The sequence below is a fragment of the Alkalimonas delamerensis genome (genome assembly GCF_030717955.1).
GTDB classification, from domain to species: Bacteria; Pseudomonadota; Gammaproteobacteria; order Enterobacterales; family Alteromonadaceae; genus Alkalimonas; species Alkalimonas delamerensis.
On record NZ_JAUZVY010000007.1, the window covers coordinates 1 to 15,353 of the forward strand.

At 56.7% G+C, this 15,353-nt stretch carries 15 protein-coding genes; 6 read left to right on the top strand and 9 right to left on the bottom strand.

What is annotated here, in order from left to right; translation table 11 throughout:
- Positions 1-20 precede the first annotated feature (20 nt).
- From Q3O59_RS14460 to lptM, 9 genes are all read right to left on the bottom strand, one after another.
- On the bottom strand, positions 21-833 hold the full coding sequence (locus Q3O59_RS14460; RefSeq protein ID WP_305946263.1) for a hypothetical protein: 813 nt from the start codon (positions 831-833) through the stop codon (positions 21-23).
- Positions 834-883: 50 nt separating this feature from the next.
- Positions 884-2,995 (bottom strand): tRNA(Met) cytidine acetyltransferase TmcA domain-containing protein, encoded by a 2,112-nt coding sequence (locus Q3O59_RS14465; protein WP_305946264.1) that lies wholly within the window; start codon positions 2,993-2,995, stop codon positions 884-886.
- On the bottom strand, positions 2,953-5,124 hold the full coding sequence (gene uvrD / locus Q3O59_RS14470) for a DNA helicase II (RefSeq protein WP_305946265.1): 2,172 nt from the start codon (positions 5,122-5,124) through the stop codon (positions 2,953-2,955). Before uvrD ends, Q3O59_RS14465 begins: the two co-directional genes overlap by 43 nt.
- 82 nt (positions 5,125-5,206) lie before the next feature.
- A complete protein-coding gene (locus tag Q3O59_RS14475; protein ID WP_305946266.1) occupies positions 5,207-5,908 on the bottom strand; it encodes an HAD-IA family hydrolase in 702 nt (233 codons plus the stop codon).
- A complete protein-coding gene (gene xerC / locus Q3O59_RS14480) occupies positions 5,908-6,843 on the bottom strand; it encodes a tyrosine recombinase XerC (RefSeq protein WP_305946267.1) in 936 nt (311 codons plus the stop codon). The genes Q3O59_RS14475 and xerC overlap by 1 nt, the downstream gene beginning before the upstream one ends.
- On the bottom strand, positions 6,833-7,531 hold the full coding sequence (locus Q3O59_RS14485; RefSeq protein ID WP_305946268.1) for a DUF484 family protein: 699 nt from the start codon (positions 7,529-7,531) through the stop codon (positions 6,833-6,835). Before Q3O59_RS14485 ends, xerC begins: the two co-directional genes overlap by 11 nt.
- Positions 7,528-8,388 carry a diaminopimelate epimerase gene (gene dapF, locus Q3O59_RS14490; protein ID WP_228590484.1) on the bottom strand — a complete coding sequence of 287 codons (861 nt, stop codon included), beginning with the start codon at positions 8,386-8,388 and terminating at the stop codon, positions 7,528-7,530. The genes Q3O59_RS14485 and dapF overlap by 4 nt, the downstream gene beginning before the upstream one ends.
- On the bottom strand, positions 8,385-9,635 hold the full coding sequence (lysA, locus tag Q3O59_RS14495) for a diaminopimelate decarboxylase (protein WP_305946269.1): 1,251 nt from the start codon (positions 9,633-9,635) through the stop codon (positions 8,385-8,387). The genes dapF and lysA overlap by 4 nt, the downstream gene beginning before the upstream one ends.
- On the bottom strand, positions 9,622-9,837 hold the full coding sequence (gene lptM, locus Q3O59_RS14500; protein ID WP_228590470.1) for an LPS translocon maturation chaperone LptM: 216 nt from the start codon (positions 9,835-9,837) through the stop codon (positions 9,622-9,624). The genes lysA and lptM overlap by 14 nt, the downstream gene beginning before the upstream one ends.
- Positions 9,838-10,040: 203 nt before the next feature.
- Between lptM and Q3O59_RS14505 the strand changes: the two genes are divergently transcribed.
- The 6 genes from Q3O59_RS14505 to Q3O59_RS14530 are packed head-to-tail and all read left to right on the top strand — an operon-like array spanning position 10,041 to position 15,152.
- Positions 10,041-10,721: an alpha/beta hydrolase gene (locus Q3O59_RS14505; protein ID WP_305946270.1), complete on the top strand. Its 681-nt coding sequence runs from the start codon at positions 10,041-10,043 to the stop codon at positions 10,719-10,721.
- Between the two features lies 1 nt (position 10,722).
- Complete coding sequence (hemC, locus tag Q3O59_RS14510) at positions 10,723-11,655, top strand: hydroxymethylbilane synthase (protein ID WP_305946271.1); 933 nt, start codon at positions 10,723-10,725, stop codon at positions 11,653-11,655.
- Entirely contained in the window at positions 11,652-12,398 is a 747-nt protein-coding gene (locus Q3O59_RS14515) for a uroporphyrinogen-III synthase (protein WP_305946272.1), read from the top strand. Before hemC ends, Q3O59_RS14515 begins: the two co-directional genes overlap by 4 nt.
- Positions 12,395-13,558, top strand: a complete 1,164-nt coding sequence (locus tag Q3O59_RS14520; protein WP_305946273.1) for a uroporphyrinogen-III C-methyltransferase — start codon at positions 12,395-12,397, stop codon at positions 13,556-13,558. Before Q3O59_RS14515 ends, Q3O59_RS14520 begins: the two co-directional genes overlap by 4 nt.
- Positions 13,555-14,649, top strand: a complete 1,095-nt coding sequence (locus Q3O59_RS14525; protein WP_305946274.1) for a heme biosynthesis HemY N-terminal domain-containing protein — start codon at positions 13,555-13,557, stop codon at positions 14,647-14,649. Before Q3O59_RS14520 ends, Q3O59_RS14525 begins: the two co-directional genes overlap by 4 nt.
- Positions 14,649-15,152 (top strand): DNA-deoxyinosine glycosylase, encoded by a 504-nt coding sequence (locus Q3O59_RS14530; RefSeq protein ID WP_369812397.1) that lies wholly within the window; start codon positions 14,649-14,651, stop codon positions 15,150-15,152. The genes Q3O59_RS14525 and Q3O59_RS14530 overlap by 1 nt, the downstream gene beginning before the upstream one ends.
- Positions 15,153-15,353: the final 201 nt, after the last annotated feature.

Sequence of the window (15,353 nt, forward strand, 5' to 3'; positions counted from 1 at the left end):
CACCGGTAGGCCTTTTTGCGTTACGGTTTTCTGTTCAGATTACCATGCCTGTCAAAGCTCCAATGCTCTGTGCCAAGTAACTCCAGATAGGATTTGGCCTCGGAAAGAGGAACGGCATGGATAAAGTGTTGTTGATGGTCAAGAAAGATTAACCATTGCTGGTTGCTCTCAGCAAGCTCAGATGCTGATAGGTAGCGATGCATTCCGAGGAAAAGTGGCGGATAATGCTTCCAGCCTTTTTGGCTGCGAAAGATGTAATCGCTTTGGTAATCCAGATGCAGGTAATTGGCCTGCTGGATAGCGGAAAGCTGGCTTTTATGGACGATGTTGACAATGGCGATGCTGTTGCTGCTTGCAATCAGTTGTTGGTAGCGCTGCTGCTGAAGATCCTGGCCTTGCTGTCTAAGAGCAAGGGTATCTGCAAAACTCTGATCCAGTGGAGGGCTGAGCTCTAGAGCAAAGTAGGCCTCTCGGTAATCCCTGAATAATTGCTCCCAGCCATCGTCGTCATCACAGGCTAACGATCTGTCTTGCCATTTGAACACAGTGCTGGAAGGTTTGAGAGCGATGCTCCTTATAAAGTCCCGATAAGACGCAATGGGCAGCGCTAGAGTTTGCTCGATCACGCTGACGGCAGGGAAGCTTTCGAGCTCTTGATATAAGCTGCTCCATTGAATAGCTGATTCACTGTGCTGACAGTGGTGATAAGCTTCGGTCAGCTGTTGACTAAGTTGCTCTGTATCAAGCGCAACCTGCAGCAAGCGTATTTGTTGTGCGGTAAAATCCTCCGCGGTAAGGCTGGAAAAGAGGGTAAAAGCAACAATTGAGAGCATGGTAATGTCATCAGCTAAAACACCAGATTAACACTATTTTAGTTGATGTACTACTTTGAGGCGGGGGTTGAAAGTGCTGCCGCCATCATGCAGCGCAATCGCTCGATGATCTGCTTTTTACCGGTTAAACCAAAGGTTCTGGCTAAAGAATCAAAGGATCTCTTTTGCCACAGCAGGGCTATGCAGAGCTCGGCATCTGCAGCTGGCACATCCTGCAGATGCTGATTAAACCAATGCAGCAGCTGGCTATAAATAAGTTCGAAAGGACGCTGCTGATCGGCAAACAGGATCAGCGCCTGATAATCCAACTGACTGAGTGTTTGCTGTGGTGGTGTGACTAATTGTCGAAGCAGTGCGGGGGAAAGCTGCGAGTAAAGGGCCGGGACTTGATCATAGAGCTGGCGGCTAAAGCTGCTTTCCAATTGCCTGATGGTACTTTGGTGCTTATTGCTTTGCTGCAACATCAGCAGTGAATGCTCACCGCTGGCCTGATCGGCTTTGACGCCCAAGCGTACCGGCACAAAGCCAGCTCGAGACCAGAAGCTCAGCAGCGGTGCCGATACCGCAAAGCTGGTTCCGAGCAGGCGCTGCGCAGATTGATAGTGTGCACTGATACGGCTTAGCAGCTCAGTGCCAAGGCCTTGCCCCTGCAATTTGGGGTGCACTACTATGCGCTGGACACGGGCCATCGGCGCTTGGGCAAGTTTGGGTTGTTGCAGGTGAAACGTCAGGCTTTGTGCCAACAAATGCCCTTGTACCCGTCGCTTGCCAAGCAGTACTTCTTTACTGAGTAATTCGGGTAATTTGCCTTCCAGACTAACCAGGGCACAAGCCAGCAGGTTGTTGTGTTGCAGCAGGGCAAAGACTTCCAGTTGCGGGTTATCCAGCAAAGCGGCCAGATCATCGACTTTGGTTTGGTAATGCGCCAAAGACAACAAATGAAACAAAGATTGCAGCAGCTCTGGCTGCTTAAGCAGCTGGCCGGAGTTGAGTTGTTGCAGCTGCAATGCATCGATAGCGCCGTCCCACTCCGGATCTTGCTCCGATAGATTTAACAGCAAGCTATGAAACAGCAGTTGTTCGAGTGGATCGCCATCCGCATAACGTATCGGCTGCGTGAGCTGCAGCTGTTTAAAACCGGCAAAGTGCTGCTGCAAATAAGCCTGAAAACGTAACTGAAAGCCGCGGCCGGTGCCTTCATAGCCGTGCTCAGTGGTGGCAAAAACGACTCTGGGATAGGCCTGCACCAGTTGCTGCAACAAAGGGGTGGGGATGGCGGCTGCTTCATCCACCAGCACCAAATCAGCATGCGGTTGCTGCTTTAGCAGCACATCAATCGGCAGGTAACGCAGCAGCGATTGCTGTTCAGAACTGACATGGGCACAAAAGTGCTGTTGGCAGATAGCCGCAGCTGACTCAGTGGGCGCCGTCAACAGGATTTGTTTATCGTGCTGTGCTAATTCAGCGGCAGCCAGCCCAAGTGCTGCTGATTTACCCCGGCCCCGATGCGCGGTCAGCACCAAAGGGCGTTTGCGATGGCCCAGCGCTACTTTATGAATGGCGGCAACTGCAGCTTGCTGCTCGGGGCTGGCATAAGGTGCCGGTGCTGGCTCAGGGGTGGTAATTTTCGGAAAGATGGGGGCTTGCTGCACCTCATCGGGTGTCAGCCAGGCCAGTGCGCATTGCTGCAAGCGCTGGCAGAAAAACCGCACAAAATCACCCCGGTGTTTGCTTGCATCCAGTGGATAGGGCAGCAGATGGCGATGGTCAGGGTTCGGTTGTTGCATCCACTGCTCAGGCTCTGGTGTCAGCAGCAACCAAAGACCATCCGCTTTAAGACTGCCGCTAACCGCAGCAACCAAATCGGCAGGAAAACCTTGCTCTGCATTAATAATCAGCCAGTCGCACTCAGTGCCGAGCTGTTTGTGTTGTCGGCTCGGTACCAGTGCACCAGCCGGCGCATCCGGGCCAATCCAGCACAGTTTGTCCGGCTGGAAGTGTTGCAACAGCTGCTGTACTTCCGGCAACAAGCGGCTGTTGCTGCCACTGAACACCACGGGCAGGCGGCATTGGGCAGCGCTGGCGGCTCTGAGCCAATCAGGCAGCTGCTGCACCAACATCAGGCGATGGCCTCCAGCCTGGCGTAGGCGGTGACCAGCCATTTGCTGCCCACCTCGTCAAAATTAACCTGAATTCGTGACTGAGCCCCGCTGCCTTCGTAGTTTAGGACGGTGCCTTCGCCGAATTTGCTGTGCAGCACCCGTTGTCCGAGCTTGTAGCCGGTACTCTCAAAGGCAAGATGGCTGGCTTGCTGACCAAAGCGTCCCCCTGTGGCGGGCTGCACCACCCGGGTGGTCAAGCGGATGGGCTGCAGATACTGCTCGGGAATTTCGCGCAGAAAACGGGATGGCAGTTGGTGGTGCTCCTGGCCATAGATGCGGCGACTTTCGGCGTGGCACAGATACAACTTTTGCATCGCTCGGGTCATGCCGACGTAACAGAGGCGACGCTCTTCTTCCAGCCGGCCGGGCTCATCGGCGCTTTGCTGGCTGGGAAACATGCCTTCTTCCAGGCCGTTGATAAAGACCAGCGGAAACTCCAGCCCTTTGGCGCTGTGCAAGGTCATCAGCTGGACCGCATCGGCGTGCTTATCGGCCTGGTACTCACCGGCATCCAGCGCAGCCTGGGACAAAAAGGACTCGAGCGGCGTCATTTGCTCGTCGGCCTGGTAAGGCGCACTTTGACAGGCGCTGATCAGTTCGTTTAAGTTCTCCAGCCGGGTCTGAGCTTTTTCACCCTTTTCGGCCTGGTACATGGCGTAGAGGCCTGAGCGTTTGATGGCATGTTCGGCTTGTTCGTGCAGTGGCAGCTCCATGCATTCGCTACTTAACTGCTCAATCAGCTCGATAAACTGGCCAATGGCATTGGCTGCACGACCCGATAGCTGCTTTTCAGCCAACATCCGCTGCAGACTTTGCCATAGGGTCAGCTGCTGGCTACGGGCTTCTGCCCTTACTTTGGCCAGGGTGGTGTCGCCAATACCGCGAGCTGGCGTATTAATCACCCGCTCGATGGCAGCGTCGTCGTTGCGGTTGGCAATCAGCCGCAGGTAGGCCAAGGCATCTTTGATTTCCTGCCGCTCGTAAAAGCGCAAGCCACCGTAGATGCGGTAATTGAGCCCTGCCTGGATCAAGGCTTCTTCCAATATCCGCGATTGGGCGTTGTTGCGGTAGAGGATGGCTGCATCGCTTAAGGTGTTGCCTTGCTGCTGCCAGTCCTGAATGCGGCCGACAATAAAACGGGCTTCATCCAGTTCATTAAAGGCGGTGTAGAGCGAAATGGGCTCGCCTTCCTGGCCATCGGTCCACAAGTCTTTGCCGAGCCGGTCGCTGTTGTTGGCAATGACGGCATTGGCGGCTTTTAGAATGGTGGCGGTGGAGCGGTAGTTTTGCTCCAGCCGGATGGTGACAGGCTCGCTGAAGTCGCGCAAAAAGCTCTGAATGTTTTCAACCCGGGCACCGCGCCAACCATAAATCGACTGATCGTCATCGCCGACTATCATCACCTTGCTGTCTGGCCCTGCCAGCAGCTTTAGCCAACGGTACTGAATGGCGTTGGTATCCTGAAACTCATCCACCAGCACATGGCGAAAACGCTGTTGGTAGTGTGCCCGTACTTCAGGGTGTTGCTGCAATAACTCGACCGAACGCAGCAGGATCTCAGCAAAATCGACCAGCCCGGCCCGATCACAGACATCCTGATAAGCGGCATAAATCTTCAGCATGGTTTGCAGGCTGAAATCGCCGCCGGCTTCAATTTGGCCTGGCCGATCGCCCTCGTCTTTGCGGGCATTGATAAACCATTGAATTTGCTTAGCGGGCCAGTGTTTTTCATCCAGATTCAGGCTTTTCAGCACCCGGCGGATCAGCCGGTACTGATCGTCGGAGTCGAGGATTTGAAAGCCCTGCGGCAAACCTGCCTCCTGATAGTGGTGGCGCAGCAAGCGGTGCGATAAGCCGTGAAAAGTGCCCATCCAGAGGTTGTGCAAGCTGACCCCGACGGTGTGCTCAATGCGACCACGCATTTCCTGCGCGGCTTTGTTGGTAAAGGTCACTGCCAGCAAGCTGTAAGGAGCGACTCGTTCGACCTGCATTAACCAGGCCAAGCGATGGATCAACACCCTGGTTTTGCCACTGCCAGCCCCTGCCAGCACCAGCATATGCTGCGGCGGCGCTGCCACAGCTTCGCGTTGGGGGTCGTTCAGGTCATCCAGCAGGCTCGATACATCCATCAGGGCATCCGATTGTTACAGAAAAAGGCATTATAACAGGCCTGAGCCGCAGGCCAAGATTTGGTGGATGGATATCCAGTGTTTATCCCAGCAGTTTAATCAATTGCGACAGCTGGGTGAGCCGCAGATGGGGCAATACAGGGACTGAGCTTTGATGGTGATCCAGCCAGGCGGCCTGGCAACCGGCGCTGAGTGCGCCCATCACATCGGCCCGGTGGCTGTCGCCGATATGCAGGATCTGTTGTGGCGTAAGCTGCAGCTTTTTGGCGGCGGCCAGAAATAGATCTGGAAAGGGTTTCATCCGGCCATCCGGCCCGGCCTGCAGACTGAACTGAAACAGATCCCCAAGCCCCATGCGCTGGATGCAGGCATTGCCATTGGTGATCGCTACCAGCTGATAGCGGCTGGCCAATTGCTGCAGCAACCGACGCACTTCTGGTGTTATGGAGATCGTCGTTCGTGCCTGCCAAAAAGCCTGATAAGCGGCTTCGGCGATTTTAGCCGCCTTACCAGTCGCCAGCCCAAGCTGAATTAACCCTGCTTCCAGTCCCAGCAAGCGCCAACGGCCAATATCGTGGCGAATGTCCGGTTGTTGTTGCCCCAGTTGCCAGCGCTGCTGACTCCAGTAGTCCAGCGGTTTGTGCAGCTCAGGCGCCAGTTGTTGCTGCAGGCTGTGCAGCATCGCCTGTTCGGCCGCCAGCAAGACCGGCCGGTTGTCGTACAGGGTGTCGTCCAAATCGAATGATAAGACTTGAAAAGGCGCCAATGCCTTATATAACTGCATTAACTTTTCTTCCTTGCTCTGGGATGCGCACCATCGTACACCTTAGCCAAGTGCTGAAAGTCGAGGTGGGTGTAGACCTGAGTGGTGCTTAAATTGGCGTGGCCGAGCAGTTCTTGCACGGCGCGCAAGTCGCCACTGGATTCGAGCAGATGGCTGGCAAAGGAGTGGCGCAGCATGTGTGGGTGCAGCGATTGTGGCAGCCCTTGCTGTTTGGCCCAGCGTTCGACCCGTTGCCGGACCTGGCGGGTGGAGATGCGTTGTTGCTGCAGGCTTAAAAACAGTGCCTGACTGTCCTCTGCCGGCAGCTTGGGGCCGGCCAGTTCGGGCCGGTGCTGCAGCCAGCTTTGCAGTGCCTTGATGGCGAAGCGGCCAATGGGCACCAACCGATCTTTGCTGCCCTTACCCCGCACCCGCAGCAGCCGCTGGTGCCAGTCAATGTCCGGTAGATTGATGTTGACCAGCTCTTCCAAACGCAGGCCGGACGAGTAAAACAATTCCAGCATGGCGCGATCGCGGTAGCCCAGGCTATCCTCGGGCTCGGCATCCAGCAGCTGGCGTATTTGATCGACATCCAGTTGCTTCGGCAGGGTTTTCGGCGCTTTGGGGACTTTCAGCTGTTGGGCCGGATTAATCTCCAATCCAAGCTCGGGCTGCAAAAAGCGAAACAGGCTGCGCAAACTGGCGGCGCGCAGGGCCAGTGAGCGCGGCGCTAAACCTTGCTGAAAATCCTGCATCAGCAGGCGTTGCAGCATCGTCTGTTTTACCTCCGACCAAGAGGACACCGGCAAACGGATGGCAATGGCTTCCAGCTGCTGCCGATAGCTGCTCAGTGTGGCCTTGCTGTACTGACGCTCATGGCGCAGGTGATCGATAAAACGTTGCAGCGGCCCGGCCAGCGCCTCAGGCAAGGCTGAGCCCGTCTGCTCAGGCGACATGGTGCGCCGGTGAGAGCACCCGCACCACCAGTTCGGCGATATGGGCCAGAAACAAGTTGTCCATCTCGGGCTGGAAGTGATCGTCCTGCTCACTGCCGAAGGCCAGCAAGGCCAGCGGGGTATCGCCGGCCTGAATCAATTGCAAAGCGACCGAATGAATGCTGGCCGGGAAAATCAGTTGCTGCTCCTCCTGGTTTAACCGCCCGAGATAGAGGTTGCGATCGTTCAGGCGCCGGTTGAGCAGCAGTTCAAACTGGCTGTAATCCGGCTTGCTGCCCTCGGCGGCAAAGGAGAACAGCTTGCAGGCATGCACGCCTGGCATGGCGGTAGTAAAGGCGGTTAAGTGCTGCTGCAGCTCGCTGGCGTGCCGGCACTGCATCAAATCGACATGCAATTGATTCAGCGCTTTAAAAATCAACTCGTTGTGACGGGCGATGCCCATCAGGCGGGTGATCTCTTCTTCCAGAGCGTGGATTTTCTCCCGTTGCAGCTCCAGCTTGCGCTCGACCAGGGAAATACTGCCTTTTTGCGAGTGGGGTAAACGCAGCTCTGCCAAGAGCTCTGGGTAGTGCAGGAAAAAGTCCGGGTGTTGCTGCAGGTGATCCATCACCAGGGCGGCTTGCATTCGCTGCTCATCGGCTTGCAGTTCAGCGGCTGTCAGACTGTTGTTTTCTTTGTTGCTACTCATAAATTGATTTGTCCGTCGTATACGTGGGTGGCGGGGCCTGTCATCCGAACCGGTTGGCCGGGGCCTTGCCAGCGAATGGTCAGGCTGCCACCGGGTAAGTCTACCCGCACTTGTTGTTGGAGTTTTTTCTGCAAAGCACCCACTACCACAGCAGCGCAAGCTCCGGTACCACAGGCCAGGGTTTCACCGACACCGCGCTCCCAGACACGCAGCTTGATGTGCTGAGGGTTGATGATCTGCATAAAGCCGATGTTGGCGCGCTCCGGGAAGCGCTCATGCAACTCGAATAAAGGCCCCAGAATGTCAACCGCGGCGGTATCCAGTTGGTCAACAATGGTCACCGCGTGGGGATTGCCCATTGAAACCACCCCTGCCAGCAAGGTTTGATCGTCGGCCCGCAGAATGTAAGTGGTTTCCTGTTTGTTGGCTTTAAACGGTATGCGATCCGGCTCCAGCTGCGGCACGCCCATATTGACTGTGACCTGGCCATCTTGTTCTACCAGCAGCTGAATGGTACCTGACTTGGTGCTGACGCCGATTTTGTGTTTGTTGGTCAGGCCGCGGCTACGGACAAAGCGGGCGAAACAGCGGGCGCCATTGCCGCATTGTTCCACTTCGGAGCCATCGGCATTGAAAATGCGATAATGGAAGTCCAGATCCGGATCATAGGGTGGCTCGACCATCAGCAGTTGATCAAAGCCAATGCCAAAGTTGCGATCGGCCAGCCGGCGAATTTGCTCGGGCGTGATGTAGACATTGTTGCTGACGTTGTCCACCACCATAAAGTCGTTGCCAAGACCGTGCATCTTGGAAAAGTGCAGCACAGTCCCGCGTTTGTCATGACGCTGCGCTGTCATGGGAGCGTTTGTTCGCCGCGCCATAAATCCTGCCATAGTTCACGTTGCCGGATCAGATGGCAGTTGCCACCATCCACCAGCACTTCGGCCGCCCGGGGCCGGCTGTTGTAATTGGAGCTCATGGTAAAACCATAGGCTCCGGCTGAGCGGACCGCCAGCAAATCGCCTTCGGCAATCGCCAGATCGCGGTCTTTGCCGAGAAAATCACCGGTCTCGCAGACCGGGCCCACCACATCGTAGCGCTGGGTTGCACGGTCACTTTGTTGCTGCACCGGCACGATGGCTTGCCAGGCGCTGTACAGTGCCGGCCGGATTAAGTCGTTCATGGCGGCATCGACAATGGCAAAGTTTTTTTCCTGACCTGGCTTTAAGTACTCCACCCGGGTCAGCAACACGCCGGCATTGGCCATAATGGCCCGGCCCGGTTCAAAAATCAGCGTCAGTTCCGGGTAGCGTTGCAAGCGTTCGACCACAGCAGCGGCGTACTCGCTGGGGTGCGGTGGGGTTTCTTCCTGATAACGGACACCCAGGCCACCACCGACATCGATGTGTTGCAAGCGGATCCCAAGGCCAGCCAGACGGTCAATCAATGCCAATAGCTTGTCCAGCGCATCCAGAAAAGGTTGAGTTTCGGTGAGCTGTGAGCCAATGTGGCAGTCGACGCCGACCACCTGCAAGTGAGAAGCGGCGGCTGCTTGTTGGTAGATGCGCTCGGCATCATTGATATCGATGCCAAACTTGTTGGCTTTCAGACCGGTTGAAATGTACGGGTGGGTTTTGGCATCGATGTCCGGATTGACCCGGATGGAAACCGGTGCCACTTGATCCAGCGACTGGGCCACCTGCTGCAGGCGCATCAGTTCGGCTTCCGACTCGACATTGAAGCACTTGATGCCCAGTTGCAGCGCATAACGCATTTCGTCGGCGGTTTTGGCCACACCAGAAAAGACCACTTTTTTTGGATCGCCGCCGGCAGCGATGACCCGGCGCAACTCACCTTCGGACACGATGTCAAAACCAGAACCCAGTCGGGCCAGCACATCCAGAATAGCCAGATTGCTGTTGGCTTTGACGGCATAACAGATCAAATGGGGGTGCCCTTTGGCGGCATCGGCAAAGGCATGATAATGCCGTTCGATGGTGGCCCGGGAGTAGACATAACAGGGGGTGCCGTAATGACTGGCAATGTCTGTTAAAGGCACGTCTTCAGCAAAAAGCTGCTGCTCACGGTAATTAAAATGGTCCATATGGCTCGCTCTGAGAAACAAAGTTGTTGGTTTTTTCAGGGGGATCGCTTGGCTCTTCTGCGACAGTTTCCGGCGGTTGTGGTAAGGTAAGAGGACCTTTTTGGCCACAGGCTGTGAAGGCCAGCAAAGCCACCGCGACCAAGGCGAAACGGGAAACAAGCAAACGAGTTCGGTAAGCTGGATGCATGATGATGTATTTCATAAATTGCCAGACACTCTATAATCGCATCCTTAGCCGCAAAAGCAAACAGCTGACGCTATGAATGATCGCGAATAGGCTGAATTCGTTGGCTGAAACCTGTGCACACCGACCGGCGGCTAGCCGGGTGGGTCCCGGTTAGTCCGGACTTTGCGACGAACCGCCAGTACAACGACTGGCATAGCTACTCAAGATGAGCCAATGTTATGACAACACTTCCTTTTGTCGATACACCCAGCCAGGGGCCATGCCAGAGCGTGGTGGTCTGGCTGCACGGTTTGGGTGACTCAGGTCATGGGTTTGCCCCCATAGTGCCAGAGCTGCGCTTACCAGCTGATGCCGGTATTCGTTTTATTTTTCCGCATGCGCCGGTGCAGCCGGTCACCATCAATGGTGGCATGGAAATGCGTGCCTGGTACGACATTAAAAGTATGGACTTATTGAGCCGGGCCGACGAAGCCGGTGTTCGCGATTCTGCGGCCAAGGTACAGCAGTTGCTGGATAGCCTGATCGCCGAAGGCATTCCCTCCGAGCGCATTGTGCTGGCTGGATTTAGCCAGGGCGGCGTTATTGCGCTGCATTTGTTGCCGCGTCTGCCCTACAAACTGGCGGGCGTGATGGCGTTGTCCACCTACCTTTGCGCACCCGATAAGCTGCCAGCAGAGGCCGTGGCTACCAACAAAACAACACCGGTCTTTATTGGTCATGGCACCCAGGACCCGGTGGTGCCGATGGCCGGTGGGCAACAGGCGTTTCATGCCTTAAAAAATCAGGGCTTTCAGGTACGCTGGCACGAGTACCGGATGGAGCACAGCGTGTGCGCCCAGGAAGTGGCCGACATCCGCAGCTTTTTGCAGCGTCTGCTGATCACTGAAAAGGAGTGCTGAGGTGTCCCAGACTTTACGCATAGCAACCCGGAAAAGCGCGCTGGCACTGTGGCAGGCTGAATACGTGAAAGCCGAGCTGGAAAAGCATCATCCTGATCTGCAGGTGATGTTGGTGCCGATGTCGACTCAGGGGGATAAAATTCTCGACACGCCGTTGGCCAAAATTGGAGGCAAAGGGCTTTTTGTCAAAGAGCTGGAAACGGCCTTGCTGGATGGACGGGCCGATATCGCGGTGCACAGCATGAAAGATGTACCGGTGGCCTTTCCGGATGGCCTGGTGCTGCAAACCATTTGCCCGCGGGAAGATCCGCGCGATGCCTTTGTTTCCAACCGTTACGCCAATCTGGATGCGCTTCCCGCTGGCGCTGTGGTTGGCACCTCCAGCTTGCGCCGGCAGTGCCAGTTAAAAGCCAGACGCCCCGATTTGGTGATTCATGATCTGCGTGGCAACGTCAATACCCGTCTGGCCAAGCTGGACCAGGGCGACTTTGATGCCATCATTCTGGCGGCGGCAGGGTTAATTCGGCTGGGCTTTCAACAGCGTATCGCCGATTGGCTGGAACCCGAGCAAAGCCTGCCAGCCAATGGTCAGGGGGCGGTTGGCATTGAATGCCGGGCTGACGATGTGGTGACACAGCAATGGCTCTCTGCACTGCATGATGCCGATACCGCGGATCGGGTGCTGGCCGAGCGGGCGATGAACCGTCGCTTGCAAGGTGGTTGCCAGGTGCCGATAGGCGCTTACGCGGAACTGGCAGGGGATCACCTCTGGTTGCGCGGCCTGGTCGGCTCGCTGGATGGCGACCAGATACTGCAGGCGGAAGCCAGAGCGCCGCGTCAGCAAGCCGAAGCCCTGGGTGAGCAGGTCGCAGAAGCACTGCTGGCCCAGGGGGCTGCCGATTTGCTGGCAGCCGCTTATCAGGACCGCGCATGACAGCGCACAGCCTGTTAATCACCCGACCAGCCGGCAAGGCCGATGGCTTGCTGGCCAGCCTGGATCAGTTGGGCTATCAGTATCTGTATCAGCCTCTGATTGCGACCCAACTGGTACCGATCAAAGCCAAAGAGCAACAATGGCTGCAACAGGCCGATCAGTTGATTTTTGTCAGTGTCAGCGCCGTCACCTCGCTGCAGCAGCAGCTGGATGCCAGCACGCTGGCGGCTCCCCTTCGGGCTGTCGGCCACACCACCGCCACGGTGTTGCAGCAGTGGACCGGCCGCGAGGTGCTGTACCCGGACGATCAGCGCAGCGAAGGGGTGCTGTCGATGCCTTGCATGCAGCAGGTGGATGGTCAGAACATCGTGATTGTACGGGGGCAAAGTGGCCGTGAACTGATGAAGCAGGGGCTGCAACAGCGGGGAGCCCGGGTGCGTTATGTGCAAAGCTACCATCGGTTGCCAATCGAGCTGGATGGCTGTGCCTTGTATGCATTGTGGCAGCAGCAGGTGAGTTGTATTCTGGTCACCAGCGAAGAAATTATGCGGCGGTTATTTTCGTTACTACCGGTCGAGGGCCATGACTGGTTGCGCAGCCGCTACTGGATCCTGGTCAGCCCGCGCATGCACGATGCCGCGCTGACACTTGGCATTCCGGTGAGCAAGATTATACTGGCAGACAATGCCAACGACAGCGCCTTGATGGCAGCGATAGGTCACTACAAAAGAGGTTACTTATGAGCCGTGAGCCGGATACCACTGAAGCAGCTGCAGCAGAGGCAACGCCACAGGAAGGCGATGCGATGCGTTATCTGTCGGAAGAAGCGATGCAAGAGCCTGCGCGGAAAACCGGCAGGGGCATCGCCTGGCTGGCGCTGTGGTTGCTGTTGATGTTGCTGGCTGCACTGACAGCGGCTGCCTGGTGGCTTTACCCGCAATTTCAACAACTGAGTCAGCTGCCTCAGCAGCAACAGCAGCAGTGGGAGCGACTGTTCAGTGAAGAGCGGCGCTTGTTGCAACAGCAAAGCCGGCAGGTGCAGGCCGATATGCAAGCCGGGCAGGAATCATGGTTGCGGCAACAGCGCCTTCAGCAGCAGGAGCAACAGCAGCAATTGCAACAGCAAGCGGCTCAATTTCAGCAGCAGCTGCGTTTTCTGGAGCAGCGGCTGGAGCAACAACAGGGTGCAGCTCCCAGCATCTGGTTATTGGCAGAGGTGGACTACCTGCTGCGGATGGCCAGCCAGAAAATCTGGCTGGAACTGGATGTGGCCACCAGCCAACAGTTGCTGAAAAGCGCCGACAGTCGGCTGGCACAGTTGGCGGAGCCATCCTTGGTGATGGTTCGTGAAGCCATCCGGCAAGATCAGCAAGCGCTGGCGCGGCTTCGGATCCCCGATCCGGTCGAGACGCAGCTGGCCATTCGTGCGCTGCGTGATCAAGCGCTGGAACTGCCTTTTACACATCAAGCCGGGCCTGTGTTGAAAGCTGAGGTGCCCGCAGAGCAAGGCTGGCAACAGCGCTGGCGGCAGCTGTGGCGCCAAGGCCTGAGTCAACTGGTGCAGGTGCGTCGGGCCACGGCGGATGATGAATTTAGCCTGAGCGCAGAGCAGGAGTTCATTGTGCAGCAGCGGTTGCAACAGCAACTGGTACAGGCCGAATTGGCGGCGCTGCAACAGCAGACACCGCTGTTTCGGGCCAGCCTGCAAGAGGCCAAAAGCCTGGTGCAGCGTTTTTACCTGGACTCTGCGCCGGCTACCCAGCAACTGCTAGCCCGGCTGGAAGCCCTAATTGGCCAGGAGCTTCACCCAGGCCACATCGCGCCCTTTCAAAGTCTGGAGGCATTGCAACGTTATCAGCGCACCATCGATTTGCTGTCGGATGAAGCAGGAGAGGCGCCATGATGCGACTACTGCTGTTGGTGTTGTTGCTGGCGCTCGCCATGTGGTTCGGCCCCCTGGTATTGGCCCAGCCAGGCTATGTCCGTATCGTGGTTGCCGGCTATACCCTTGAGATGACTTTGGTGGGGCTGTTGAGCTGCCTGTTGCTGGTGATGCTGCTGAGCTGGCTGGTGCTGCGGCTGTTGCGTTTTGTTTGGTTGCTGCCCAGTCGATCCTGGCGCTTTTGGCAGTGGCGCCGGCGACAAAAAGCCGAGCAAGCCTTCCAGCAGGGGCTGCGCGCTTTTGCGCGGCAACAATGGCAGGATGCCGCGGCTTTGCTGCAACAATCGCTGCAGCATCACCAACACCAGCAGGAAAAGCAGATGTTGGCCGGTTACGCCGCCTTTTATGCCGGCCAAAAGCAACAGGCTGAGCAGTTGGTCCAGGCGTTGCCCGAGTCCGATGCCAATACCTGGTTTGTCAAAGCCGACCTGCTGATTCAGCAAGGACGTGCGGCCGAGGCGGCCCAGTTGCTACAGCCCCGGATGGAGCAGCAATCAACGGCCTGTGGCCTGGGCCAGCTCTACCTTTACAGCTTACAGCAAGCCGAGCAGTGGCAATCCTTGCTGGAACAGGTGCCGACGGCGCTTAAACAGCGTTGGTTTAGCAAGTCGCAATGGGCCGTGCAGCGTTACCAGATTTATCCCAAAGCCATCAGCAGCCTGGTGCAGCAAGGGCAATTTTCCGAGCAGGCCGATTACTGGCAACAGTTGCCTGGCAAAGAGCGCAAATCGGTGGCGGCTGCGATTGGCCGGGCCTGGGCCAAAGCCAATCAGGGCCAAACGGAGCAGGCGGAGCGTCTGCTGGTCAATACGCTGGCGCTGGCCGATGTGGAGCTGGCCTGGCCTTACCTGCGGCAAATTCCACTGGGCAACTCGGTGTTGCAACTGCGCAAACAGGTGCAACACTGGTTGCGTGATCATGCCGCCAATGGTTACCTCTATGCCGTGCTGAGCTGGCTGGCTGCGCAGGAAGGGGAGCTGGAGCAAGCGCGGCTGGCCTGGAAAAAAGCGTTGCAGTACCAGCCTGAACTGGCGACGTTCGGATCGCCCTGATGGCGCAGCTCACCGGGCTGGCGCCAGTCAGCCGGCCCGATGCGCGGCTGTTGGTGCTGGGCAGCATGCCAGGAGCCGTGTCACTGGCGCAGCAGCAGTATTATGGTCATCCGCGCAATCATTTTTGGCCCATCATGGCCGAGCTGTTTGGCTTTGATGCCGCTTTAGCCTACCCGGAACGCGTCCAGGCGCTACTCAACAATCAAGTAGCGCTGTGGGATGTGCTGCAGCACTGTGAACGTCAGGGCAGCCTGGACAGTGCCATCCGTGCTGAAATACCAAACAACTTTGCTGAGTTTTTTGCCACTCACCCGGCCATTCGTGTGATCGCCTTTAACGGCCGAAAAGCGCAACACAGCTTTCAGCGCTGGGTGCTGCCACAGCAGGTGTTACCCGACGGCTGCCAGCTACTGGCCTTGCCATCAAGCAGCCCGGCCAATGCGACTATTGCACGCGAGCAACGCTTGCTGCAGTGGCGACAACTGGCAGATTTTTTGGCCTGATTAAAATCAAACCCCTCAATGGCTTACTTGGCTGCAGTGTCAATTAAGCTGACAAATATTAAGTTTTTTCTTGACAACATGCCTGTCGCGGGACAATAGTGTTTATAAAGTAATCAAACTGACACCTTTGTATGATCCTGCATGGCCCCTGTCAATTCGACACCCGCTGCCTGGCTTTTCGCCAGCAGGGCCTGCATGCAT